Origin of the sequence: Bilophila wadsworthia ATCC 49260 (assembly GCF_000701705.1) — a bacterium.
Classification (GTDB): domain Bacteria; phylum Desulfobacterota; class Desulfovibrionia; order Desulfovibrionales; family Desulfovibrionaceae; genus Bilophila; species Bilophila wadsworthia.
Window position 1 is genome coordinate 1 of the sequence record NZ_JNJP01000031.1, and the last position, 22330, is coordinate 22330.

The 22330-nt window shown below is 62.2% G+C and carries 23 protein-coding genes; 3 read left to right on the top strand and 20 right to left on the bottom strand.

Translation table 11 applies throughout. The features are described from left to right. Positions 1-84 precede the first annotated feature (84 nt). On the bottom strand, positions 85-525 hold the full coding sequence (gene aroQ / locus T370_RS0111585; protein ID WP_005025821.1) for a type II 3-dehydroquinate dehydratase: 441 nt from the start codon (positions 523-525) through the stop codon (positions 85-87). Between the two features lie 221 nt (positions 526-746). Between aroQ and T370_RS0111590 the strand changes: the two genes are divergently transcribed. After that, positions 747-1439 carry a glutamine amidotransferase gene (locus T370_RS0111590; protein WP_029435828.1) on the top strand — a complete coding sequence of 231 codons (693 nt, stop codon included), beginning with the start codon at positions 747-749 and terminating at the stop codon, positions 1437-1439. A 148-nt stretch (positions 1440-1587) separates the two neighbouring features. On the opposite strand, the gene T370_RS0111595 is transcribed toward T370_RS0111590, so the two are convergent. The 5 genes from T370_RS0111595 to T370_RS0111615 form a co-directional block, all read right to left on the bottom strand. Further along, positions 1588-2364, bottom strand: coding sequence for a phosphate ABC transporter ATP-binding protein (locus T370_RS0111595; protein ID WP_029435829.1), 777 nt, complete (start codon positions 2362-2364; stop codon positions 1588-1590). Next, complete coding sequence (locus T370_RS0111600; RefSeq protein ID WP_248604254.1) at positions 2361-4139, bottom strand: phosphate ABC transporter permease; 1779 nt, start codon at positions 4137-4139, stop codon at positions 2361-2363. Before T370_RS0111600 ends, T370_RS0111595 begins: the two co-directional genes overlap by 4 nt. A 325-nt stretch (positions 4140-4464) precedes the next feature. Further along, on the bottom strand, positions 4465-5292 hold the full coding sequence (locus T370_RS0111605; RefSeq protein WP_005025829.1) for a phosphate ABC transporter substrate-binding protein: 828 nt from the start codon (positions 5290-5292) through the stop codon (positions 4465-4467). Between the two features lie 653 nt (positions 5293-5945). Beyond that, positions 5946-6458 carry a hypothetical protein gene (locus T370_RS0111610; RefSeq protein WP_029435831.1) on the bottom strand — a complete coding sequence of 171 codons (513 nt, stop codon included), beginning with the start codon at positions 6456-6458 and terminating at the stop codon, positions 5946-5948. A 51-nt stretch (positions 6459-6509) separates the two neighbouring features. Next, complete coding sequence (locus T370_RS0111615) at positions 6510-7001, bottom strand: hypothetical protein (RefSeq protein ID WP_005025833.1); 492 nt, start codon at positions 6999-7001, stop codon at positions 6510-6512. 602 nt (positions 7002-7603) lie between these two features. On the opposite strand from T370_RS0111615, the gene T370_RS0111620 reads away from it, so the two are divergent. Further along, positions 7604-8113 carry a DUF1269 domain-containing protein gene (locus tag T370_RS0111620; RefSeq protein WP_005025835.1) on the top strand — a complete coding sequence of 170 codons (510 nt, stop codon included), beginning with the start codon at positions 7604-7606 and terminating at the stop codon, positions 8111-8113. A gap of 127 nt (positions 8114-8240) precedes the next feature. On the opposite strand, the gene T370_RS0111625 is transcribed toward T370_RS0111620, so the two are convergent. After that, positions 8241-9020, bottom strand: coding sequence for an HAD-IIA family hydrolase (locus tag T370_RS0111625; RefSeq protein ID WP_029435832.1), 780 nt, complete (start codon positions 9018-9020; stop codon positions 8241-8243). Between the two features lie 148 nt (positions 9021-9168). Here T370_RS0111625 and T370_RS0111630 point away from each other — a divergent pair, with 148 nt between their 5' ends. Continuing rightward, the gene (locus tag T370_RS0111630; protein ID WP_005025839.1) at positions 9169-9930 is read left to right on the top strand and encodes a DeoR/GlpR family DNA-binding transcription regulator; all 762 of its coding nucleotides are present in this window, start codon (positions 9169-9171) and stop codon (positions 9928-9930) included. Between the two features lie 161 nt (positions 9931-10091). Here T370_RS0111630 and T370_RS0111635 read toward each other — a convergent pair whose 3' ends face one another. The 13 genes from T370_RS0111635 to T370_RS0111695 form a co-directional block, all read right to left on the bottom strand. Further along, a complete protein-coding gene (locus tag T370_RS0111635; protein WP_029435833.1) occupies positions 10092-10514 on the bottom strand; it encodes a JDVT-CTERM system glutamic-type intramembrane protease in 423 nt (140 codons plus the stop codon). Between the two features lie 163 nt (positions 10515-10677). After that, a complete protein-coding gene (locus T370_RS0111640) occupies positions 10678-11688 on the bottom strand; it encodes a tetratricopeptide repeat protein (RefSeq protein ID WP_016360759.1) in 1011 nt (336 codons plus the stop codon). Beyond that, complete coding sequence (locus T370_RS0111645) at positions 11685-12170, bottom strand: pilus assembly FimT family protein (RefSeq protein ID WP_029435834.1); 486 nt, start codon at positions 12168-12170, stop codon at positions 11685-11687. Before T370_RS0111645 ends, T370_RS0111640 begins: the two co-directional genes overlap by 4 nt. Beyond that, a complete protein-coding gene (gene gspG / locus T370_RS0111650) occupies positions 12154-12606 on the bottom strand; it encodes a type II secretion system major pseudopilin GspG (RefSeq protein WP_029435835.1) in 453 nt (150 codons plus the stop codon). Before gspG ends, T370_RS0111645 begins: the two co-directional genes overlap by 17 nt. Positions 12607-12658: 52 nt before the next feature. Continuing rightward, the gene (locus T370_RS0111655; RefSeq protein ID WP_029435836.1) at positions 12659-13699 is read right to left on the bottom strand and encodes a type II secretion system minor pseudopilin; all 1041 of its coding nucleotides are present in this window, start codon (positions 13697-13699) and stop codon (positions 12659-12661) included. Beyond that, positions 13686-14393, bottom strand: coding sequence for a prepilin-type N-terminal cleavage/methylation domain-containing protein (locus T370_RS0111660; protein WP_248604255.1), 708 nt, complete (start codon positions 14391-14393; stop codon positions 13686-13688). Before T370_RS0111660 ends, T370_RS0111655 begins: the two co-directional genes overlap by 14 nt. After that, positions 14371-14721, bottom strand: a complete 351-nt coding sequence (locus T370_RS0111665; RefSeq protein WP_009369141.1) for a type II secretion system protein — start codon at positions 14719-14721, stop codon at positions 14371-14373. The genes T370_RS0111660 and T370_RS0111665 overlap by 23 nt, the downstream gene beginning before the upstream one ends. Beyond that, positions 14718-15197 (bottom strand): type II secretion system protein GspM, encoded by a 480-nt coding sequence (gene gspM, locus T370_RS0111670; protein WP_005025853.1) that lies wholly within the window; start codon positions 15195-15197, stop codon positions 14718-14720. Before gspM ends, T370_RS0111665 begins: the two co-directional genes overlap by 4 nt. Continuing rightward, positions 15194-16732, bottom strand: coding sequence for a type II secretion system protein L (locus T370_RS0111675; protein ID WP_029435838.1), 1539 nt, complete (start codon positions 16730-16732; stop codon positions 15194-15196). The genes gspM and T370_RS0111675 overlap by 4 nt, the downstream gene beginning before the upstream one ends. 12 nt (positions 16733-16744) lie before the next feature. After that, the gene (locus T370_RS0111680) at positions 16745-17680 is read right to left on the bottom strand and encodes a hypothetical protein (protein WP_029435839.1); all 936 of its coding nucleotides are present in this window, start codon (positions 17678-17680) and stop codon (positions 16745-16747) included. Positions 17681-17767: 87 nt separating this feature from the next. Continuing rightward, positions 17768-19483, bottom strand: a complete 1716-nt coding sequence (gspE, locus tag T370_RS0111685) for a type II secretion system ATPase GspE (protein ID WP_029435840.1) — start codon at positions 19481-19483, stop codon at positions 17768-17770. 4 nt (positions 19484-19487) lie between these two features. Beyond that, on the bottom strand, positions 19488-21485 hold the full coding sequence (gspD, locus tag T370_RS0111690; RefSeq protein WP_005025861.1) for a type II secretion system secretin GspD: 1998 nt from the start codon (positions 21483-21485) through the stop codon (positions 19488-19490). Continuing rightward, positions 21469-22329 carry a type II secretion system protein N gene (locus T370_RS0111695; RefSeq protein ID WP_029435841.1) on the bottom strand — a complete coding sequence of 287 codons (861 nt, stop codon included), beginning with the start codon at positions 22327-22329 and terminating at the stop codon, positions 21469-21471. Before T370_RS0111695 ends, gspD begins: the two co-directional genes overlap by 17 nt. Position 22330: the final 1 nt, after the last annotated feature.

Below are 22330 nucleotides of genomic sequence, written 5' to 3' on the forward strand. Positions count from 1 at the left end.
AGGGATGGGGGTGTGGGGGAAGGGAGGGGAAACCTTTCTCCAGAAAGGTTTCCCCTCCCTTCCCCCACAATTCCCTTCCACCCGTCACCCTTTCACTAAATCAACAACGGCGCGCAAGCCGAGCAGATAGCTGCCGCTGCCGAACCCGGCGATGGAACCTCGGGTTACGGCAGAAAGCACGGAGAAGTGGCGGAAGGCTTCGCGGGCGTGGACATTGGACATGTGCACTTCCACGGCCGGAATGCTCAAGATCGCCAGCGCATCCATGATGGCGTAGCTGTAATGGGTCCACGCTCCAGCGTTGAGCACGATGCCCGCCGTGCCGTCCCCGTGCGCCTCCTGAATCCGTTCCACGAACGCGCCTTCATAATTCGACTGAAAAAACGAAACCTCCACCCCAAGCTCCCCGGCGAGTGCGGAAAGTTTGCCGTTGATGTCTTCAAGGGTTTCCGTCCCGTAATGTTTGGGATCTCGCTTGCCGAACAGATTGAGGTTGACGCCGTGCATGACCAGAATGCGATTCATAGAATGATGTCCTTTGGATTGTGCGGGTTGCGGGCTGGCCTGAGATGCTGCCGTGGGGCACAGCATAGAGAAAAGGAAGCCGGAAAACCAGAGACGAATGGCCTCCCGGTGGAAAAAAGAACCTGAATGAGACTTGCCAAATGGAGTAAAATCAATAGAATCTAAATGAAAAGCCTGTGCGGTCTGGGGGATAAGGGCGCGCGGCGCAGGAGGCGTATCATATGAAACAGTGTCTGGTTATGCAGCATGTCGCCTTTGAAGATCTGGGTACTTTCGCGCCTGTGCTGGAAGAAAAAGGGTTTGCCATTCGATATTGCCCGGTAGACGAACCGCCTACCGAAGAGGAATGGCTGGCCGCTGATCTCGCCGTGGTCCTCGGAGGCGCCATCGGGGTTTATGATCAGGTGCTCTATCCGTTTCTCAAAGATGAAAAAGATCTCATCAGGAAGCGTCTGGAATCACAAAAGCCGTTGCTCGGCATCTGTCTGGGGGCGCAGCTTATTGCCTCCGTGCTCAAGTCCCGCGTATACCCCGGCAAGGGCAAGGAAATCGGCTGGGGCGGCGTGGAACTCACCGAAGCGGGCAGAAAGTCGCCTTTGCGTTTTCTCGATGGTTACCGTCCGGTCCTGCATTGGCACGGAGATACGTTTGATCTGCCCGAAGGTGCTGAACTGCTGGCCTCCACCCCCGTGACCCCGCACCAGGCATTCCGCATGGGCAATCATGTGCTGGCATTGCAGTTCCATCCAGAGGTCGATGCGGATAAGCTGGAAAGATGGTTCGTCGGACATGCCTGTGAGTTGGCCCGCGCCGCAATTGATCCTCGCCGCCTGCGCGATGAGACCAAACGTGCGGGTGAAAGCGCCAAAGAAACCGGACAGGCGCTTTTGCGCGAGTGGATAGACCAGTGGTAAAGGGATGCTAACAAGCAATGAAGAAACGCGCAGCCGTTGGGGTGCGCGTTTTTTTGTATCGTGGAGGCCACAGGTTGGAGAAGCGGGGCACTAAGGGCAAGGCAGATTTCCATTCGATGAGGAAAGGGGGGAGCTGTACGTTTTTCTCTTAACGATTTCCAGCGTCCCCGCCGTCGAAAAAACGGTTCATTTCTGCTTCGTTGGGGAGTTCTTCGGGCGAAAGCATACCTTGCAGACGTCCTTTCCCAAACAGGACAATCCGCGAGGCCATTCTTTGGGCTTGCGGCAACCCATGTGAGACGAGAAGGATGGGATAGCGCTCCGCCAGCTTGAGGAGCAGGTTTTCGATGGTGTGGGTTGTCGCGGGATCGAGGGATGCCGTGGGTTCGTCGAGGAGCAGGATTTCCGGTTCGAGCGCCAGCGTACGGGCAAGGCAGAGGCGTTGTTGTTGCCCCCCCGAAAGTATCGAAGCCGGTTCGCGCAGGCGTGAACTGACGTCGTGCCAGAGCCCCACCTCTGTCAGGCTGCGTTCCATCCGTTCCCGCCACTCCGAAGCGGGGAAGGCTGTCGCCAGCTGGAGGGGGAGCAGCATGTTCTGCCGGATGCTGGCGGGCAGGATGTTGGGCGTCTGGAAGACCATGCCCACGCGGCGGCGCAGGTCGGAGAGTGCGGCCTCTCCCGTGCGTCCGGCATAGATCGGGCGGAGTCCGCCGCCTAACCGGAGTTCGGCCTCGCCGGACGTCCGGCAGCCGGGCAGGCATTCGTTCAGGCGGTTCAGGGCGCGGAGGAAGGTTGTTTTCCCCGATCCGGAGCGCCCGAGCAGGACGGTTATGCCCTCGGCCGGGATGTCCAGAGTGATGTCATGGAGGATCGTGCGTTCGTGAAAGGCGACGGAAAGCCGCCGGATGCGTGCTGCCAGCGTCATGCGGAAACTCCCTCCCGCAGGGAACAGGCGTCCTTGCGGCGTTGATAGCGGGCGTGCAGCCACCATGCGGCGAGCAGAAGGCCCCCGGAAAGCAGCAGAAGCGTCAGCGAGGCCCCGAAGCCGCGTTCGAGTTCTTCCGGCGTCTGGTATTGGGCCGCCGTGTAATAGATGAAGAAGGGCAGGGCCTCGAAGCGCACGGCGAGGCCGGACGGAAGGCCCGCGTTGGCGACCACGCCGGTCAGCAGGATGACAGCCGTGTCTTCGGCGGCGCGGCCCATGGCCAGCATGATGCCGCCGAGGATGCCACGGCTGGCTTGCGGCACGAGGATATGGCGGACTATCTGGCTGTGGGTCAGCCCGAGTGCGAATCCCGTCAGGCGCAGGGAGGCGGGCAACCCTTCCAGAGCCGTCCGGGTCGTGACCACGAGCGAGGGGAGGACCAGCAGGGCGAGGCAGCCGCCCGCGAGCAGAATGCCGGGGCTGGCTCCGGCGACGCCGAGGCGGTGCAGGAAGAGGATGAGCGTAAAGCCGAAAATGCCCATGACGATGGACGGTATGCCAGCGAGGATGTCCATAATCACACCGAACAGGCGTTTCATGGAAGGCGAGGCGTACTCGGCGAGATAGATGCCGCAGCCGATGCCGGGCCCGATGGCGAGGAGCATGGTCGTCACAATGAGGCAGAATGTCCCGGCGCAGGCGGGCCAGATGCCGTCCCAAACGGGCAGGGTTCCGAGCAGGGCGCGGAGCGGTGGGGTGTCTCCGAAGAGGAGGGACGGCCCGAGCGTGGGCAGGCCGCGATACAGCAGGAATCCGAGCAGGCACACGATGGCGGAGGCGACGGTAGCGCCCGAAACGATGGACAACGGGCGGAGGGCGGAAGGCGCGTACCGTCTCCAGAGGGCGGGCGGCTCGGGGAGCTGTTCGCCGGATTCGGATGCCAGCTTGCGCAACGCAAGGCTGACGCAGGCACTGGTGAGGAGGAGCAGCCCGCCCGCCACAAACAAGGAATTGTATGCCGGGCCGCCCACTTCGGTGGCCGTAACGAGCCCCATGTGCGCGGTCAGCGTCCGCAGGCTGCCGAACAGGGATTCCGGCACGTGCGGGGCGTTGCCCGTGAGCATCAGCGGGATCAGCGTATCGCCCGCGGCGCGCCCGAACCCGAGGATAGCCGCCGTGAGCAGCCAGCGCCGGGAGGCGGGGAGCACGAGGCAGGCCAGCGTTTGGGAGCGCGTAAAACCAAGGGCTGCGGCGGTGATGCGAACGTTTCTTTCCTTCGTCCGCATGGCCGAATCCATGACCAGGACCATAGTGGGCAGGATGAGCAAGGCGAGCATCAGGGCTGCGGAGAGCCAGCAGAGGCCGGAGCCTTTCCCCGCAGCCTCGCGGACGACGGGGACAAGCAGGAAGACGGCGGCGAAGCCGTAAACCACGGTGGGGATCGTGGTCATGAATCGGACGATGCCCGCGATGGTGCAACCGAAGAGGCGTTTTTTCCCGCCGTCCTGTATGGCACAGGCCACGCCGACCGCGAGAGGCCAGCTCAGGAGCAGGGCGGAGACGGACAGCAGGAGCGAGCCCACGATCATGGGCAGGATGCCGAATTCGTGGGTATCCGGACGCCAGACCCAGCTGAATATCTGGCCCCCCTGTGCGCTGAACACGACGGGCAGTGCGAAGCAGGCGATGAGGGCGAAGACGGCGCACACGGAAGCCCCGGCCAGCCATGCCGCCAGCAGAGGGAGTCCGCCGCGTTCCGTGAGTGAAGTGTTCATCAAGCCGTCCGCGTTGAGGTGCATGGAGAGGTTACTGGGGGAAGGGGGGAACTTTTGGAGGAAAGGGCTTCCCTCCCTAAATTGCCAGCGCAGCTCGCGCCCATCCCTTCCCCTCCGGAGACGTTTGTTTTTATCGAGCCCTGATGCCGGTTTTCCCTGAGGAAGTGGAAGGTGGCGTTGGCGTCCGTTTTTTTTGGGGGGGAGAAGGAGACGCCAACGCCAGTGTGCACGAGGCCGGGCACTACGGTTCATCAGGGGATGAATGTATTGAGGACATGAACGGTGAGGGGAGGCTGGTTCCTCCCCGTGCTTCATGGCAAGGCGGTTATTGTCTGCCGGTGGGGATATAACCGCTCTTTTTGATGATTTCAGTGCCTTCAGGGCTGTAGATGTAGTCGATGAAGGCTTTGGTGATGCCTTCGGGGGCACCCTTGGTGTTCATGAACAGCAAGCGGGTCACTTTATACGTGCCGTTGGAGGCGTTTTCCTGCGAGGGGACCATCTTGTCGAAGACGAGCGCCTTCACGTTCTTGTCCACATGCCCGATGCCCACGTAGCCGATTGACTGCTTATCCTGCGCTACGGCGGTCTTCATCGCGCCGTTGGAGTTCACCACGTTGGCGGACTGCACGATGGAGCCCTTGTTCAGCGCACGTTCCACGAACACCTCGCGGGTGCCGCTGCCGTCTTCGCGGGTATACAGGGTGATGGGGGCGTCGGTTCCGCCGAGTTCCTTCCAGTTGGTGATCTTGCCGTTGTAGATGTCGGCGGCCTGCTGGGCGGTGATGTCGGACACGTTGTTGGCGGGATTGACCACGAGGGCCACGCCGTCAATGGCGAAGGGGAATGTTTTCAGGCCGAATTTTTCAATTTCCTTGTCCTTCAGCGGGCGGCCCGTGTTGCCGATCTGGACGAGCCCTTCGCCCACCTGCTGTACGCCCACGCCGGAACCGCCGCCCGCCACGGTGATGCGGATATCGGGATTGGCGGTCATGATGCGTTTGGCGGCTTCCTTCATGACCGGGATATGGGCGGTGCCTCCGGCGATATCCAGAGTGCCTTTCATGCCTTTAAAGGCATCAAGGGGGGCGGCCACGGCGGTGGCGGCCAGAAGGAGCGTTGCGGCGAGAGCGGGGAGCAGGAACTTTTTCATGGGGTCCTCACAAGATACAAGTAGAGGATAGCCTGACGCATAGAGTGAGGATGCGGCAGGACGAAGCGCACGCCTAAAGACATGCAGCCCTAGTTGCTCGGGGGCGCTTCCATACTCGGTATGGAATGCGCATGGATGGGGGAAAAGTCCGGTGTCACCTCACCGGAGCACGTAAGGTGCTCAGGGGGGAAGACAGTTTGCGGGTGTAAGGCGAGGGCACAGACCACACGGGACGGAACGGCCCGCTATGGATGGGGAAAAGAAGAGGCGGTCTGTGAAGGATGGGATCATGATCGGAGCATAGCCGCAAGCCGTGCTTTTGGCAACGGCATCCGGCGGATTCTTTTCGGTGGAAGGACTGGTTCGGTACAGATTCGACACAATGCAATCCATTATGCGGTGTGTCGGCCTTTGCATACTTTTGAGTTCACCTGCTGTGAACTCTGTGTACTTTTTGAAAAAATACTCGGGCTCCACCCACTCCCATTGTGGGGCAATGAGTTATCCGTCGTATCCCTATTCCAAAGAAAAAAGCCGCCCAACGGAACTCCCGTCGCGTGGCCTCCCATTCGTTGAAAAGATTGGGAGAGAGGAGGCTCGGGGGAGGGGAGAGAGGACCCTTCTCCAGAAGGGCCCCCTCCCCTGATATCATCCTATTCAACGCCAAATTCGTACTGCCCCAGCTTGTCGAGGATGGCGCACATGGTGATCGCCATCATGCCGGAAAGGAACGCGACCCGCTCTTTAGGTAGGGTTTCGAGGGCCCCTTCGCCGACCAGCCGCTGGTAAAACAGTGAGGGGCACTGCTTCTGCTGGTTCTGGGCCATCAGCCGGATATAGCTGGAAAACGTGTCGTCGATGAAGCTTTCGATCTGCTCGGGGGTGTACCCGGCCATTTGCGACAACAACGTCCGGGTGCTCCGCAGATATTCGGCCATGACCTGATTGGAGGCCTGGGCCATCAGGCCGTACACCACGGCGGCGTGAACGAAGCCGTACCATTCGCGGGTGAGGGCCCTGCGGGAGGCGTCGTCGCCACAGGGAACACCCGCTCGCTGGGCCATCTCGAGGAGGTCCTGCTCACGGGTGTTGAGTTCGAAGAGGATGCAGGCGGCCTGCACCGCCTGTTCCGGAGAGAGTATTTTCTTTTCGGTTTGTTCTGACATGGCGTTTCCGACGGGCAGGGGCGGCCGCGAGAGGCCCCGCCGGTCATGCCGCTACCCGATTTCGTTAGTGTCGTCCTTGGTGTGGAACGGATTAAAGGAGGCTTCTTCCTTGAACATGGCTTCAAGGTAGGACAGCGCGTTGTCGCTGCTCGTCTGCTTGATGCCGATGGCGCCGTAGGAGAAGTTCACGTGGAACTGCTTGACGCGGTCAGTTCCATAGCCGATTTCCATGAAACATTCCACCAGCGAGATGGGCTTGACGCTGACGGGGACCCATGTGCAGTCGTTCTTGTCCTCCGTGCGGATACAAACGGCGGCGATCATTTTGTTGTCGACGATGCGGAAAGGGGCGGTCTGATCCGGCAAGGGGTTGCAGCATTCGTCGATGCGCAGGGGGACCACCAAATCCGGTTGCTGGCAGCCGATGTAAAATTCGAAAAGCTCCACGAAGGTCAGCAGCTGGCTGTATGCCGCACTGGCGTATTCTTCTTCGACTTTTCTCCGTTGTTCGAACATGGAACAGATTTCAGCGTAAGCGGACATGGATGTCTCCTCCTGCGGATGCGTTTTGCCGAATAATATTCCGGGATATGATGGCGTTTCCCGTATAAGCGGCGGCCCGGAGGGGCAGGGAACGGCGCGTGCAAGCGCGGTTCTCCCGGCGGGAAACGCATCTCCTTGTTCTCTTTGCTGTTGTATTGCAACAAGCCTGTTGCGATGGAAAAGGGTTCCGCACGGAGCTTGCCGTTCCGTGCTACGCCTTTACCATGCAAGAAAGTTCAAAGATGATCAAGCGCCGGACAAGGAAAAGAACGTCCGGGTTCCCGCTTTTTATCGGGGCAATGCCGTGTGGGGACATGGTTTGCGGCGGCGTCTCCGGTACAGCCCGGACAGTGGGCCCCTTTTGCGGTCGGGAAAACGGAATCCGCTCCCTCTGTTTTGGGAAAAGGAGGGTAAGGGACGCTGGAGATCTTGGTGGCCCTGCCGGGCGGAGGCGTATTTTTTGCGTCCGCCCTTCTCTGAAAACATTGAGGAAACCGTTCGGCCCCAAAGCTCTCAGAACTCTAAAGGGATATATAATGGCGGTTTCCCGGCGTTCGCGGCACCTTTTGCGCAAGGCACAAAACGAATCAGGAGGTTTTTCCATGCGTAAACTGATTGCTGTGACATACGATACGGAATTCAAGGCCGAGGAAGTGCGCCTTCAGTTCCTGAAAATGCAAAAGTCGTATCTGGTTTCCCTTGAGGACGCCGTGGTTGTTGAAAAAAAACAGAACGGCAAGGTGAAGTTGCACCAGATGTACAACCTGACCGCCAGCGGCGCTGTCGGCGGCGGTTTCTGGGGCGTGCTCATCGGCCTGATCTTCATGAACCCGCTGCTCGGCCTCGTGGTCGGGGCAGGAGCCGGTGCCGTCGCCGGTGCGCTGAGCGACGTGGGCATCAACGACGATTTCATGAAGCAGCTTGCTGAAAAGCTGACGCCCGGTACGTCCGCCCTGTTCGTTTTGGTCGACTCCGACCTCACCGACAAGGTGCTCGACGCCCTGCGCGGCACAGGCGGGACCGTTCTCCAGTCCTCGTTGTCCCACGAGGACGAAGCCAAGCTTCAGGCCGCCCTGAACAGCGCCCGCGCCGCTCAGAAGGATGCCGAATAGCCCGCTGGCGCTCCAAAAAGGCAGTATGAAAAGGCCGCTTCCTCAGGGAAAGCGGCCTTTTTGTATGCGTAATATGCGTGCTGTACAGGAATCTTCCCCCGTGCGTATAGACGGGATCGTGTTCCGCTTATGCGCTTTCCAGCTGGCCGAGGTTGTCCACGACCAACGTGGGCTGGCGTTCGAGGCCGGGCAGGTCGCTGAGCTTGGCTTCCCCGCTGAGGACGAGGATGAAGTCGATGCCCGCGTTTTCGGCGAGCTTCTTGTCCGTGCTCAGGCGGTCGCCGACCATGACCATGTCTTTACTGTCATAGGATTGAAGAAGCGTGCCGAGTACGGCGGGGTCGGGTTTGCCGAAGATATGTTGAGGGCGGCGTCCCGTAGCTGTTTCGAACAGCGACATGAAACTGCCCGCATCCGGGAGCGGCCCTTGCGGGGAAGGGCAGACGAGATCCGGGTGCGTGGCGAGGTAGGCGACTTCCGGATTTTGCAGCAGCAGGGCCGCGTGGGTGAGCTTTTCGTAGGTGAGCTCGGTGTCGTACGCCAGCACGACGGCTTCCGCGCCTTCGGATACGCCATAGTCGAGGACGTTCAGTTCCGGCATACGCTCGCGCAGGCACGCCACGAAGTCACGGTTCCCCACGGGGTACACCGTGCGGATGCCGTTCCCCCGCAGGTGGGCGATGAGCGGCGTCACCGGCGAAAGGATGCGGTCAAGCGTCGCCGGGATACCCATCCGGGTCAGCTTGTTGACATAGGTTGTCGGGGCCTTTGACGTATTGTTGCTGAGGAAATGGAAATCGATGGTGTCCCAGTGGCGGAGGATGAAGTCGACGGTTTCCTGAATGGGGATATCGCCGAGGTAGACCGTTCCGTCGAGATCCAGAACAAAACATTTCTTGTTGAGCATGGCAGTCTTCCGGGGATCAGTGTTGGAAAGCGCGTTACCATACGGAGACTTTGTGCGCCTGTCCAGCCGGATTGCCTTTGACGTTTCCCCACAGCCTGTTGAACCGAAAGGAAGAACAGGATAAAAGCGGGGAGCACAGGGAGGACACATGAGCAAAACTTCCGCTCGTCATCAGGCCTTGCAGGAGTTCCTTTCGGCCCGCGGCTACGCGACCATCGAGGAGCTGGCCCGGCATTTTGAAGTGACGCCGCAGACGGTTCGTAAAGACATCAACGCGCTCGCCGAAGAGGGAAAAGTGCAGCGCTTCCACGGCGGGGCGGGCATGGTTTCCGGTTCGGAGAACATCGTCTACGATGAGCGCAAGGGCATCTGCCAGGAAGAAAAGCGCCGCATCGGCGCCCTGTTGGCGACGCACATCCCGGACGGCGTTTCCGTGTGCATCAATATCGGGACCACCACTGAAGAGGCGGCGCGCGCCCTGCTTGAGCACAAGAACCTGCGCGTGGTGACCAACAGCATCAATGTGGCTTCCATCTGCGCCCGCAATTCCTCCTTTGACGTGGTGGTCGCCTGCGGCACGGTGCGGCACAGGGACAACGGCATCGTCGGGGCCAGCGCCGAGCGTTTTATCCGCGAGTTCCGGGTGGACTACGGCATCATCGGCATTTCCGGCATTGACGAGGAGGGCAACCTGCTTGATTACGACTACCGCGAAGTCGCCGTGGCCCGTACCATCATCGAATGTTCCCGCCGCGTGTTCCTCGTGACCGACCGATCCAAGTTCGGGCGGCCAGCAATGGTTCGCGTCGCGCACCTTTCCGACATCAACGCGCTGTTCACCGACGGCCCTATCGACAAGAAGTGGGCGGATCTCATTCACGAGCACGGCGTTGAATTGTTCATGGTCTGAGGCGATTGGGGAGGCAGGGGAACCTTTCTTGGGAAAGGGGCCTCCTCCGTTTCCCGAAGCTGCCGGTGCGGTGCGCACCCCTCCCTTCCAATGCTTCCGTTTTTATCGTGTCCTTCTTCGAAGCCGGGCGGGTATCCGCATGTAGGGGATATGAACTGGCTCTAGAGAAAAAAAAGCAGGTTGTACCAGAAATGGACGGCGGCGCAGAGCCAGAGCGAGCGGTGGCGCGTCCAGAGGGCCCCGAAGGCGAGCGAAGGGAAAAACGTCAAAGCCGCCATGAGGGGCGTATGCGTCGGCAGGTGGGAAAGCGCGAACAGGGCCGATGTCAGCAACATGCCGCCCGTAAACAGCCCCCATTTGCCCGGCACGCATTGCTCAAGCTGACGCTGGAGCAGGGCGCGGTACGCCAATTCCTCAGTCATGGCCGCGAATGCCAGACGCCACAATGGGGGCAGGCCGCCCGAAGGGAACAGCAGCCCGATGCCCCCGAGCAGGAAAGCCAGCCAGACCCACCGATCCCGGAACGAGCCGACAAAACGGCCGATGTCCAGCGACTCCCGTATCTCCCGCCATACTTCCTTCATTCAGATCCTCACCCCTTGAAAGGACCATGCGGTCACTTGTGCTAGGAAAGCTGCGGACAGGGATTCGATAAACACAAAAGTCTTTGGGGATGGAGGGGATGGGGTTTGGGGAAGGGGAGGAAGGCCCTTTCTCCAGAAAGGGCCTTCCTCCCCTTCCCCAATCTTAAAAGAAATCCCGGCAGCGTCCGGCGTCCTCGTATTTTTCCAGACGGTCGCATTCCCCAAGTTCGCAGGCTTTTTTCAGATCCTGACAGGCCCCTTCCGTCTCGCGCAGCAGGAAACGCACGTCGCCGCGATTGATGTACGCGCCCGCCAGATCCGGGATGAAGGCGACGGCCCGCGTGTAGTCGTCGATGGCGGCCTTGAATTCCTTCTGCTCCTTGAGCACGTTCGCCCGGTTGTAGTAATACTCACCCTGCTCGGGACGCAAGGCGATGGCCCGATCAAGATGCGCCTTCGCACTGGCGTAGTTCCCGGCGCGCAGCATCACCACGCCGAGGGCGTTCTGCGCTTCGGCATCGTTGGGGTGTTCCCGGGCATAGGTACCGAGATCCGTGCCCGCGTCGTCCGTGAGCCCCATCTGATACATGGCCAGCGCCTTGTTGTAGAGTACCTCGGGAGACGCCGCGTCCGTGCCGCTGACCAGCGAAAGCTGCCGGAGGGCCTTCTCCGGCTCCTTCCGTTGAATGAGGATGCCCGCCTTGCCCACGAGGGCTTCCGGGTTGGTGGGATCGATCCGCAGGGCCGCGTCAAATTGCCGTTCGGCGCTCTTGTAATCGTTGTCGGCGTACAGCGCCGTGCCCGCATTGGCATGCAGCGCGGCGGAGCCGGGCGAGATGGAGACGGCGCGTTCAAAGGCTTGGGCGGCGTTCCGAGGCTGGTTGCAGCTCAGATAGGCCATGCCCAGCCCGTTGAGCAGGGCCGGGTGCTCCTGTTGCTGCAGCGCGGCGCTGAAACGGCGGATGCTCTCGCGGCAGTCGCCCTTCTGATAGGCTTCGACGGCGTCGTTCATCGTGCTGGCCGGAAAGGTGGGGACGGCTCCCTGTTTCCGCATGGGCGTACAGCCGGAAGCCGCCATGAGGACGAAAGCGGTGCAGAGGGCCGCCGCTGCGAAACGGAAGGGGGACCGGCGGGAAGGCCCGAATTGCGGGACGGTACGGTGAGCCGACATCATAAGAACTCCTTGCGAATCTGTTCCAGAGAAAACTGCCCTTCGAGGATGCGGGCCGTTCCCGTGGCCGGGATATAGACCGAGAGGGTATCCTGACCGGATTGAAGATGGACGACGTGTTCCTGCACCACGCCAAGGGGATGGAACAGCAGCTTCTGAGAGCCGCCGAGCAGGTAGTGTTCGTCGACCGAGGCGGCGGACATGCCCTTGGGAAAGGCTTCCCTGAGCGGGCGGTCGCCGTTTTCCGAGCTGATTTCCATAAATGTCTGGCCGAGTTCGAGCGTAACGGGCGCGTTGAGCAGAAGTGCCCGGCTGCGGGCCGTGGAGGACGCGGTGACGAGCGCCTGCGCTCCGGTGTAGAGCGGATTCCGCTCAACGGAGAGGGCGCCCGCACCCACGGCTACCAGCACGCCCATGATCACGAGGACAATGAGCAGCTCAAGCAGGGTGAACCCGGCGGACCGCCGCTCAGCGGTCGGGCACATCTTCGCCCCAGATGTCGGCGGCTTCGCCTTCGCCGCCTTCCGCGCCGTCGGAGCCGAGGCTCATGATTTCAAACGGCACTTTCTGCCCGGGCGCCGTGTAGACGTAATCGTTGCCCCAGGGGTCTTTCGGGATCTTGGTGATGTAGCCGTTGGCCGGGTAGTTCTTGGGCGTCTTGCCGATGGCCGGACGGGTGACGAGCGCTTCGAGGCCCTGTTCCGTGGACGGGTAGAACCCGTTGTCGAGATAGAATTTTTTGACCGCCGTGGACAGGTTTTCGATCTGCATCTTGGCCTGCACCACGCGGGCCTTGTGAGGCTCGTCCATGAATTTCGGGGCGACGATGGCTCCGAGAATCCCCAGAATGACGATGACGATCATCAGTTCGAGCAGGGTGAACCCGCCGTTGTTCCGTTTCCGGATGTGTCCGTTGTCCATGTTTCTCCTCCTGTCGGGCGCAAGTGTGCGTATCAGAGCCGGGCGGCATTTGTTAATGTACGGCCCGGTATTCCCACGTGACATATTCGTGTGTGACCCATCCCACCGAAGTGAGCGTGTTTTTCCGCGCACCCTGCCGTACGGTGAGATTGAGCCTGTACCAGCGGCTCCGCACGTCGAGGCAGCCGTTGGGAAGGGCCGGGACGTCGTACGCGGAGAGCAGATCCTTATACCAGTTTTCCCCCAGATCGTTGTCGGGGTTGTCGCGGTAGTGCAGGACCGCGTTGACGAAGGGCCGCGCCTGCCGTTCGTCGCGGACGAGCGCGCTGAGTACGGCGGGTTGGAGCGTGTTCATGTTCATGGGCCCCTGCGTCCAGATGGTCAGGGTTTCCAGCAGGCCGGGCAGTTCCTTCGTTCCGCGCAGAACATCCCGTCCCCATTCCTGTTCGACATGAGGCCAGCGCACGAGGAGGATTTCCTCGGGTGCCAGCAAGGGGCGTCCCGGCGGCAGGTAGCGCGGCGTCTGCGTAAGATACCATTTCAGGGTGTCTTGGTCCGTTTCCGTCTGCCCGCCCCATTGACGGAGCGAATCCACGTACTCTTTGGCAAGCGCGAGGGCGTTGTCCGGCCCGCCCGCGTAACCGTGCACGCGCATGAGCCCGGCCAGCAGCCGGGTGAGGATGTCGGCGAATGCCTCGGCACGGGCACGATCGGCCTCGCGTTCGTAGAAAATGGCGTTGATGGGAAAGCGGCTGTTTTCGTCCTCGATGGAGCCCGAAAGGTCCGCGCCCGGCAGTTCGGCGGAAAGCCGTTCCAGCCCGAGGCCGAACAGTCCCCAATCCTCCCGCACGTGATCCGGGGTTCCCGCTTCGCTGTTCCGGGTGAGGACAGCCGTGGCGAGGCGTTCGCCGGACTCCATGAGCGGTTTGGCGGCAAGGATGGAGCGGGTGGATGTGGACATGGCGTGATCGAGCAGGATATCGCGGCTGAACTCCACGGTCAGCACGGAAAGCCCGGTGAGCACGAACAGCACCAGAATGAGCACCGCGCCCCGCCGTTTGTCCTTGAAAAAGGTTCCCCTAGTTCCGCACATGGGGCCTCCGGGGGAAAACGGGGACGACAAACAGTTCCGGCTGTTCTTCCTCTTCCCTGTGCAGGGTAAAACGGATGGCTTCGGGCACGGCGCCGGGGGGCAATGGGGAAGGCCAATCTTCGACGAATTGCGTCTTGGCCGAATAGAGGGCCACTTCAAGCGACTTCACATTGCGGACAAGCACCAGCTCGGACCACGGAAAGTCGCCTTCCACGCCGCAGTAGGCTCGCTCGCGCCGGATGAAGGCGGCGGAACGGTTGCCGTTGCGCAGGACGTATTCCACGCATACCGGGCCGGGCAAGGGGGTGCCGGGCATGTCCGCCAGATGCGAACTGGTGGCGAAGGACAGCAGCACTTCGTCGTCGGAGGGCTGCGGCTTGTCCTTTTCGGTGAGGCGGTAGAACGCGTCGGACGGGACAATCGGCTCACGGGAGAGCGGGGGCAGGGTGGAACGTTTGTCGTCGATGAGGCACAACCCGGCGATGTCGTTGTCGAGGATGCCCCAGAAAACACGTTCGCTTTCGCGTTCAAGGACGCGGTTGCGCACGGTTTTTCCGTTGTCCATGACCATGCTGTAGGTGCTGAACAGCACCATGCCGATGACGGCGGTGAGGGTCATGGCGATGAGCAGTTCCACGAGCGTGAAGCCGTTCATGCCCGTCGGGGGCGGGTTATCGCGGGAGGATGTATTCAAGCAGCAGCTCCCGGGAGGACGTCCCACGGTTTTCCACAAGCCGGAATTCAAGGCGCTTGCCCTCCATGCACCGCAGGGCGATAAGCTTTGAATGCCATTCCACATCAGGGTATTCCGGGGACAGGGTTCCCCATTGATCGAGGCTGTCCGGGGATTCCCGGAGCATCTGGATCATCTTGCCTCTTCCGGCGCGGAGTACGCCGTCCTCCCATCCCGTTTCCGCAAGTTGCGTCAGGCTGTCCCCGCTGACGCGGACCGCAAGCAGGGCCACCGTGCTCAGGATCGCCAGCGCGATGAGCACTTCCAGCAGGGTGAAGCCCCGGTTCATTGCGTGCCTCCGGAAAGGGAAACGGTCATGTCCATATCCAGGAGATTCTTGGCCGAGCGCCGGAACGTGAGGTTTTCGACGCGGACGCCGGGGTGCGATTCCAGCGCGTGCAGCCATTGCACCCCCTGTTTCAGGTAGAGGCCGGTGAGGCGCATCTCGATGCGTTCGGAGCCGTCGTTTTCCTTGCGGGCCGCCGGGCGGAGGGCCTCAATGCGCCGGGACAGGGACAGGCGGTCGGCCTCCTTGTTGACGAGGCTGAACAGGGAGCGGTTTTTCGCCGGGGCCGCCGCGTTCGATTGGGACAGCCGGGCGTAGTCGTCGGTCAGAAGCTGCATGGAAAGATGGCGCTGCCGGGCGCGTTCGGCGCGTGAGGCGTTGTCGGCGCGATATTCGAAGGCGGGCAGGATCACCCATTGGACCACGCCGAGAAGCGCGAGTCCGCCGAGGCCGAGGAGGAGAGGACGGGACACGCTCATGACTGGCCTCCCTCAAGGGCAAGTTCGATTTCAAAGATGACCGCGCCCGACGGCGTGCCCGGTTCGGGCTTGCCGGTACGGCTGGCTGCACTGAGGATTTTGGCCTCGCGGACGCCGGGGAGTCCGGACAGGGCCACGCGCAGGGCGTTGACCTGCTCATAGCTCGCGGCTGTTCCGCTGAGCCCGCAGCGGCGGGCGTCGAGGCTCAGGCGGTCGAGGCGGATGTCGAGGGAGTCCGGCACGGCGGCGTGCATGTCCTGCAGCAGGTGGAGGGCCGGGAATGTGGCGTCGTTTTCCCCGCCGCCGCGCAATCCGGCAATGCGGTTTTTGAGGATGCTCTCCATCTGCACGGGGTTGAACGAGCCGCGCACGTCGGGGAGCGCCTTGCGGAACAGGGAGCGGGCGGCGTCCTCATGGCGCACGGCCTGCTGTCCGACGGCGTATCCTTCCGCCCAAACGGAGGCGAGGCAGGCCGCGCCCACGGCAAGCGCGCCGCAGGCGGCCCATGCCAACCGCCTGCCGTGTTCGCTGGAAAGATGGCCTCCCTTCGGAGGACGGTGGAACGAAGGGAACAGGGGCGGACGCCACGGGGCCGGGAGCGGCATGGCTGCCACGCAGAGCGCGAGGAGCCGGGAGGGATCGGTTTCTCCCAGCCGGGCCACCTGCCCGGCCAAGGGGACTTCTTGACCAAGCACGGAAACGGGCAGCTCGAAGGCTTCGGCGAAACGGGCGGACGCGCCGTTTCCGAGAAAGGCCTCGCCATAGGCGAGAAGGCGATCCGGTACGAAAGGCGTCCCGTCCAATACGAGGGACGTTTCGCGCCGCAGCCGGTCGGCGAATCCGGGCAGAGCGGCGTTTTCCCGTTCGGATAAGGAAACATTGAGGTCGGCGGCGTCCGTTTCGGGGGTCCAGCCAACCGGGATGGTCCGAATGCGCCGGATGACGCCGTTGTCGAGCAGGGCCAAGGTGGAGCATCCGCGCTGGACGTACAGGAGCAGGGCCATTCCGTTTTGTCGGGACGGCAGATTCATGAGCAACGGGAACGGATCAACGGTGACGAGACGGGGGAAGAGGCCCTCCGCTTCGAAAGCGTCCAACCATGAATCCCGTTCTTCCTTTCGGAGGGATACGCTGATTGCCTGTACGCCGCTTTTGTATCCGGCGGACGCGGCGGCGTTCCCGGTCAGGCAGACGCGGTGCGAAAGGGTATCGGCGTCAAAGGGAAATTCGGTTTCGAGCATCAGGGAAAGCGCTTGCTCCACCTTGGCCCGCGAGCGGAAGGGGAAGGCCCAGTCCCGGAACAGCGCGGCCCCGGCGGACAGGCATACGCGCACGTCGTCCGGGCGTTTCAGGCCCGCCGCGGCCAACCCGTCGAGCAGGGAGCGGAGGCCGGAGGCCACGGCTTGCGGCGTCAGATCGGCGCAGGTGACATGGTGCAGATACGAAACTTCGCGGCTTTTCAGCCCGACGCGGCACAACGCGCCCGTGAGTTCAGTCCCGGACTGGAGGATGATGAAGCTGTCCTTGGCGATCATAATGCTCTCCGGTCAGGGCTGCACGTCAAAGGAGGGACGTCGGAAGGTATCCCGGATACGTACCCGGACTTCGCCTTTGTCTTTGAGGGATTGGAGCGTCCGTTCCGGCATGAGTTCCTCCCGTACCTGTTCAAGCGGGATGAGCAGGGCGGACTGCACGTCCATGCGGCTTGCGGGGAGATCGCGTGGAACGAGGGTGACCTGCCCTTGAACGGTGCACGCAAGCATGGGACTCCGCACGGCGACTTGATGCAGGGTCAGCCGATCCTTTTTCCAGACGGTTTCCACTGTGCCTTCCAGCTTGTCCAAGCGGGAACTCTTGAGCATGGGCAGGCTGAGATCCGCCAAGCCCCCGCGCAGGGAGAGGTTCAATGAGCCTTCGCCCGCAAGCGGCTCGGGCCGCCCGTTCAGAAGGGGCAGGTCGAGGGTTGCGGAACCATCCAGCTTGCCGCTCCGTATCTGGACGAGAGACGTTTTGCCCATGAATGGCCTGAGCAAGGGCTCGATGCCGACCCCGGAGAGGGATGACCGCACGGCGAGCCGTTCGGGGGTCCAGAGCGAGGACGGAATCACGGTTGCGTTCAGCTCACCCCCGGCAATGTCGGCGTCGAGGGATATGCCAAGCGGAAAGACGGTCAGCCCCGCCCGGACATTGCGGAAGGCCAACGGTTCCGAGGCGTTCGGCGGCTGCACCGTCAGATCGGCGATTTCCAGCGCGGGCGGGAAGAAAGACATCTCCGGGCGGCTCATGCTCACTTGCACGCCGGGCAGACGCCCACACCACTGGCGCAGGCCGACCACGCCGAGCTCGCGCATGTACAGCACGCCGAGAAACAGGCCGTACAGCAGCAGGCCAAACAGGAGATAGAGCCCCCCCCGTACCAGCGAGGCCCGGGAAGGCGGGGAAGGAAGCGCGAAAAGCAGCCTGTCCAGCAACGTCCGCATCATGTGACAGCCCCGTATGGCAAACGTGTTTCGCTGCGGGCTTCATGCGGAGGCGTCGCGGCGCGTCGGTGGGACGTATCGTTCGTTTTGCTACTCATTGGTAACTCTCGCTACTTCGGTAAGCGAGGTCAGCCCCGCGATCACTTTCAACATGCCGTCGTGCCGCAGATTGCGCATGGCTTCGGACAGCGCGCACGCCCCGAGCACGTTGGCGTCGGCCTTATCCACGATGAGCCGTTTCAAAGCGTCGCTCACCGGCATGATTTCATAAATCGCCATGCGGCCCCGGTATCCCGTGTCCAGACAATCCGGGCAGCCTTTGGCTCGGTAAAGCGGCTGGCCGGGCCGGTAGGCGGAGCGGGCCGCCCCGAGTTTTTCCAGCTCCTGCCCGTCCGGGAGATAGGCTTCCCGGCAGTGCGGGCAGAGCATACGCACGAGGCGCTGCGCCACCACGCCGCGCAGGACCGAGGAGAGCAGGAACGGTTCCACGCCCATGTCGAAGAGGCGGGTGACCGCGCCGGGCGCATCGTTGGTGTGCAGGGTGGAAAAGACGAGGTGCCCGGTCAGTGCGGATTGCACGGCGATGGCGGCGGTTTCGGCGTCGCGGATTTCGCCGATCAGGATGACGTCCGGGTCCTGGCGCACGATGGAGCGCAGCCCGTCGGCGAAGGTCAGCCCGATTTTGGGATTGACCTGTATCTGCCCCACGCCTTCCAGTTCGTATTCAACAGGATCTTCGATGGTCAGGATGTTCTTGTCCGGCGCGGTCAGTTCCTGAAGCACGGCATAGAGCGTGGTGGTCTTGCCGCTGCCGGTGGGGCCGGTGACCAGCACGATGCCGTGCGTGATCCCCACAAGGGAATGCATGAGCTGCAGGTCTTCCCGGCTGAGCCCGAGTTCGGTGAGGGAGAGCACTCGCTCGCTTTTTTCGAGCAAACGGAGCACCACGCGCTCACCGAAGGACGTGGGCAGGGTGGACACGCGCAGCCCCGCCTGACGCCCGCCGAGGGAAATGGCGATGCGCCCGTCCTGCGGCAGACGCTTTTCCGCGATGTTGAGTTTCGCCATGACTTTAATGCGCGACACCACGGCGGCGTGATGGGCCTTGTTCAGGGTATGGCGCTCATAGAGCACGCCGTCCAGCCGGAAGCGCACGCGGGAAACGTCGCGGTAGGGTTCGATGTGGATGTCGCTGGCCCCGGCGCGCACGGCCTGCGCGAGGATCATGTTGACCAGCCGGATGAATGGGGCCTCGCTGCTGTCCTCCAGCAAGTCCTCCACCGCGTCTTCGTTGAATTCGTCGATCGCATTGACCGAATCGCCGAGCACGTCCGAAACGCTCCCTTCCGAGCGGGTGGACTCGCCGAAGATCCGGTTGATGATGTCCGTGATGTCGTCTTCGCGGGCAAGCACGGGCCGTTCAAGGCGTTCGCCGAGCAGCATCCCCAGCTCTTGTGCGAGAAGCCAGCCGGACGGGTGGCAGATCGCCAGCGCAAGTTTGCCGTCCTTGTCGCGGACGGGCACCACCTTCTGTTTTCTGAGCCACGGCAGAGGGACCTTGCAGACGCGTTCGGCGTCCGTGGCCCAACCGGAACCTTCCTTGTCCATGAGGGCTGCGAGCCGCAGTTCACAGGGCATGGCATGGCGCGCCGCCGCGGTTTCCAGATACTGGTTTTCGTTGATGCGCTCCGCCTCGTACAGCGCCCTTTCGAGCGGGAGGCCCAAAGCCTCCGCGTTTCGTGCGCAGGCCTCCAGTACCTCGGGATCGAGGTTAAGGCGTTCCAGCAATGATGTGAGCGTCTTCATGGCGTCAGTTCACGAAAACAGGTTTCAACAGCTTGGGCTTGCTCATGATCGGCAGGCCGAGGCCGTCATGGCCCACACTCGTTTCATGCAGTACGAGCTGTTTTTCGCGGGTAAGGTCGGCGGAGTCGGCCGCGTTTCTGATGACCTTGGGCGTGATGAAGATGAACAGGTTGGTCTGGGTCGACTTCTTGTTGCGGGATTTGAACAGCCAGCCGAGCACGGGGATGCTGCCGAGCCCGGGGACTTCGCTCTGGTTGTAGGTCTTCTGATCGTCGAGCAGGCCGCCGATGACCGCCGTCTGGCTGTCCTGCAGCAGGATGGTGGTCTTGACCAGGCGCTTGCGGGTGGTCGGGGCGACGAGCTGGTCGCCGTTGGTGAGGGTGATGAGGCCCTGCGTGACCCGGCTGACTTCCTGCTCCACCTCAAGGCGGAGCGAGCCGTCGTCGCTGATGCGCGGGGTGATTTTGAGCTTCACGCCCACGTCCTTGTAGTCCATGGACTGGGTGGTGAAGTCGTTGTCGTTGCGGGTGGTGCTCTCCTTGGTGAACGGGATGTTGTCCACGACCTCCACGCTGGCCTCCTCATTGTCGAGCGTGAGGAGCTGCGGGGTGGCGAGCACGTCGACGTCGCTGTTGCCCCTGACCGCGTTGAGGATGGACTGGATGTTGTAGCTCGTGTTGCCCACGGTGATGGCGTCTTTCAGGATGGCCCCGATGCTCACGCCGGCGGGCAGTGATACCGTTTTGTTGGCTCCGCTGGAGCTCAGGGAAACGGCTCCCCCGTTCAGGCTGACCCCGCCGACGATGGCGGCGTCCCCGGTGTTGCCTCCGATGGCCCAGTTGATGCCGAAGGAGAAGGACGCCTCGCTGCTCACTTCCATGATCAGGGCTTCGATGAACACCTGCTTGCGCACCACGTCGAGCTTGGCGACGATGTTGCTGAGGGCTTCGAATTCGTCCGGGCGGGCGGTGACCACGAGGCTGTTGGTGGACTTGTCGGCCACCACCTTGATGTCCTTGGAGAGCACGGTATCCGGCTTCTGATCTTCCGTTCCGGCGGCGCGCTGGCGCTCCACGAGCGTGTTGATGACCTGCGCCAGATCCTCGGCCTTGGCGTTGGACAGCGAAATGAGGTGTACGTCGCCTTTGCCCTTGGGAGTGGGGATATCCAAAGAGCCGACCGCGTCACGCGCCATGCCGATGGCTTCGGGATCGCCGTAGATGAGTAGGCTGTTGGTGCGTTCGTCGGCCAGCACGAGGCTGACGGTGGGGCGGCCCTTTTTGGCGTACTCCTCATCCCGGCTTTTGAGGATTTTGGCGAGCGTGGCGGCCAGCGTCTTGGAATCGCCGTATTGCAGGCCCAGCGTTGCGGAGGTGCCCGCCGTATCGCTGGCTTCCACCTGTTCGAGGAAGGCCATGGCCTTGGCGACGTTGGGGGCCGGGGCCGTCAGCGCGAGGGTGTTCGACGGGGTATAGGCGGAAATGGCGTAATCCTTCCCGAGCAGGGAGGGAAGGATCTTGGCGAGCTCGGCGGCCACGCCGACTTTCAGGGGTACGATCTGCGTGACCACGGTTTCCAGCTCGGAACCCATCTTGCGGCCCACGGCGGCGTCTTCGCCCTGCCCGAGGCCTTCTTTCAGCGGGACGATCTTGTAGGCCGTGCCGCTCTTCTGCACCGCGTACCCCTGCACGCGCAGGATGGAAACGAAGGTTTCGAAGGCTTCATCCGGGGAAATCTTGACAGGGGAATAGACGGTCACCTTCCCCTTGACCGTGGGATCGGTGATGAAGTTCCGGCCTGTGGCTTCGCTGATGTACTTGATGAGGGCATGAATGTCCGCATCCTTGAAATCCAGCGTCAGGCCGCTTTCTGGCTCGGCCCACGCCGGAGCGGCGGACGGGAAACCCTGCGCGCAGAGCAGGGCGAGGAACAGGACGGATACACGAAGGGCCGTTGCCGCTTTGCTGAACGAATCGAACATGGCATCAACTTTGTACATCATACCGGATGATGGTTTTTTTCCCGTTGCGCAAGACTTCGAGCGTGATGGCGCTCTTGTCGGCCAAATCTCCGAGCCCGCCCAGATCGCCGAATCCTCTCAGGGGCTTGCCGTTGGCCCCCAGCAGAAGGTCGTCTTTCCTGAGTCCGAGCTCCTCTATGTAGCTTCCCGACTGCATGTCGAGGATGCGTAATCCCTGATAGCCGCCCACGGTCTGCGGAGAGACGGAGACGGCGCGCATCAGGGACCCGACATCGCCGAGCTCCTCCCGCAGCCGGGCGCGGCTCACGGTCTTTTGTTCGTCGGGTTTGGTGTCTTCCTTTTGAAGGATGGGGTCCTCGCTCATGAGTAGCCGCTCTTTTGATCCGCCTTTGGCGACGACCACGGTGCGGCGCTGCACGAGGGCGATTTTCCACCCTTGTATCGTGTCCCCTTCCCTGTAGGGCTGTTCCGCTCCGTTCACCTGAATGACGGCGCGGCTGGCCTTGCCCGGCCCCGTGTTCACGATGGTCCCGAGCAGTTTCCAGCCTTGCTTGCTGACGGGCAGCGCGTCGATACCGTCGGCGGAAAGGAGTCCGTTTTCTTCGCCGGAATCCGCATCCGTACCGCTTTTTAGGGAGCGGTGGGCCTCGGGTGGGAAGACGGAGACCCCGAGGAGGTTGCGCGTGGTGATGCCGTCGAAGGCGGCGAGCGGCTCGGGCGCGGCAGCGGCGTTTTCCGCAAGCCGGGAGGCGGAGCCGGATGTTTCGAGCGCTGTCTCGCGCAGGGCGAAGGTCGCCCGGGCAAGGAACCACGCGATCAGCGCGATGCAGAAGAGGGAGAAGAGTGTTGTTAAGCGTCTGGACATG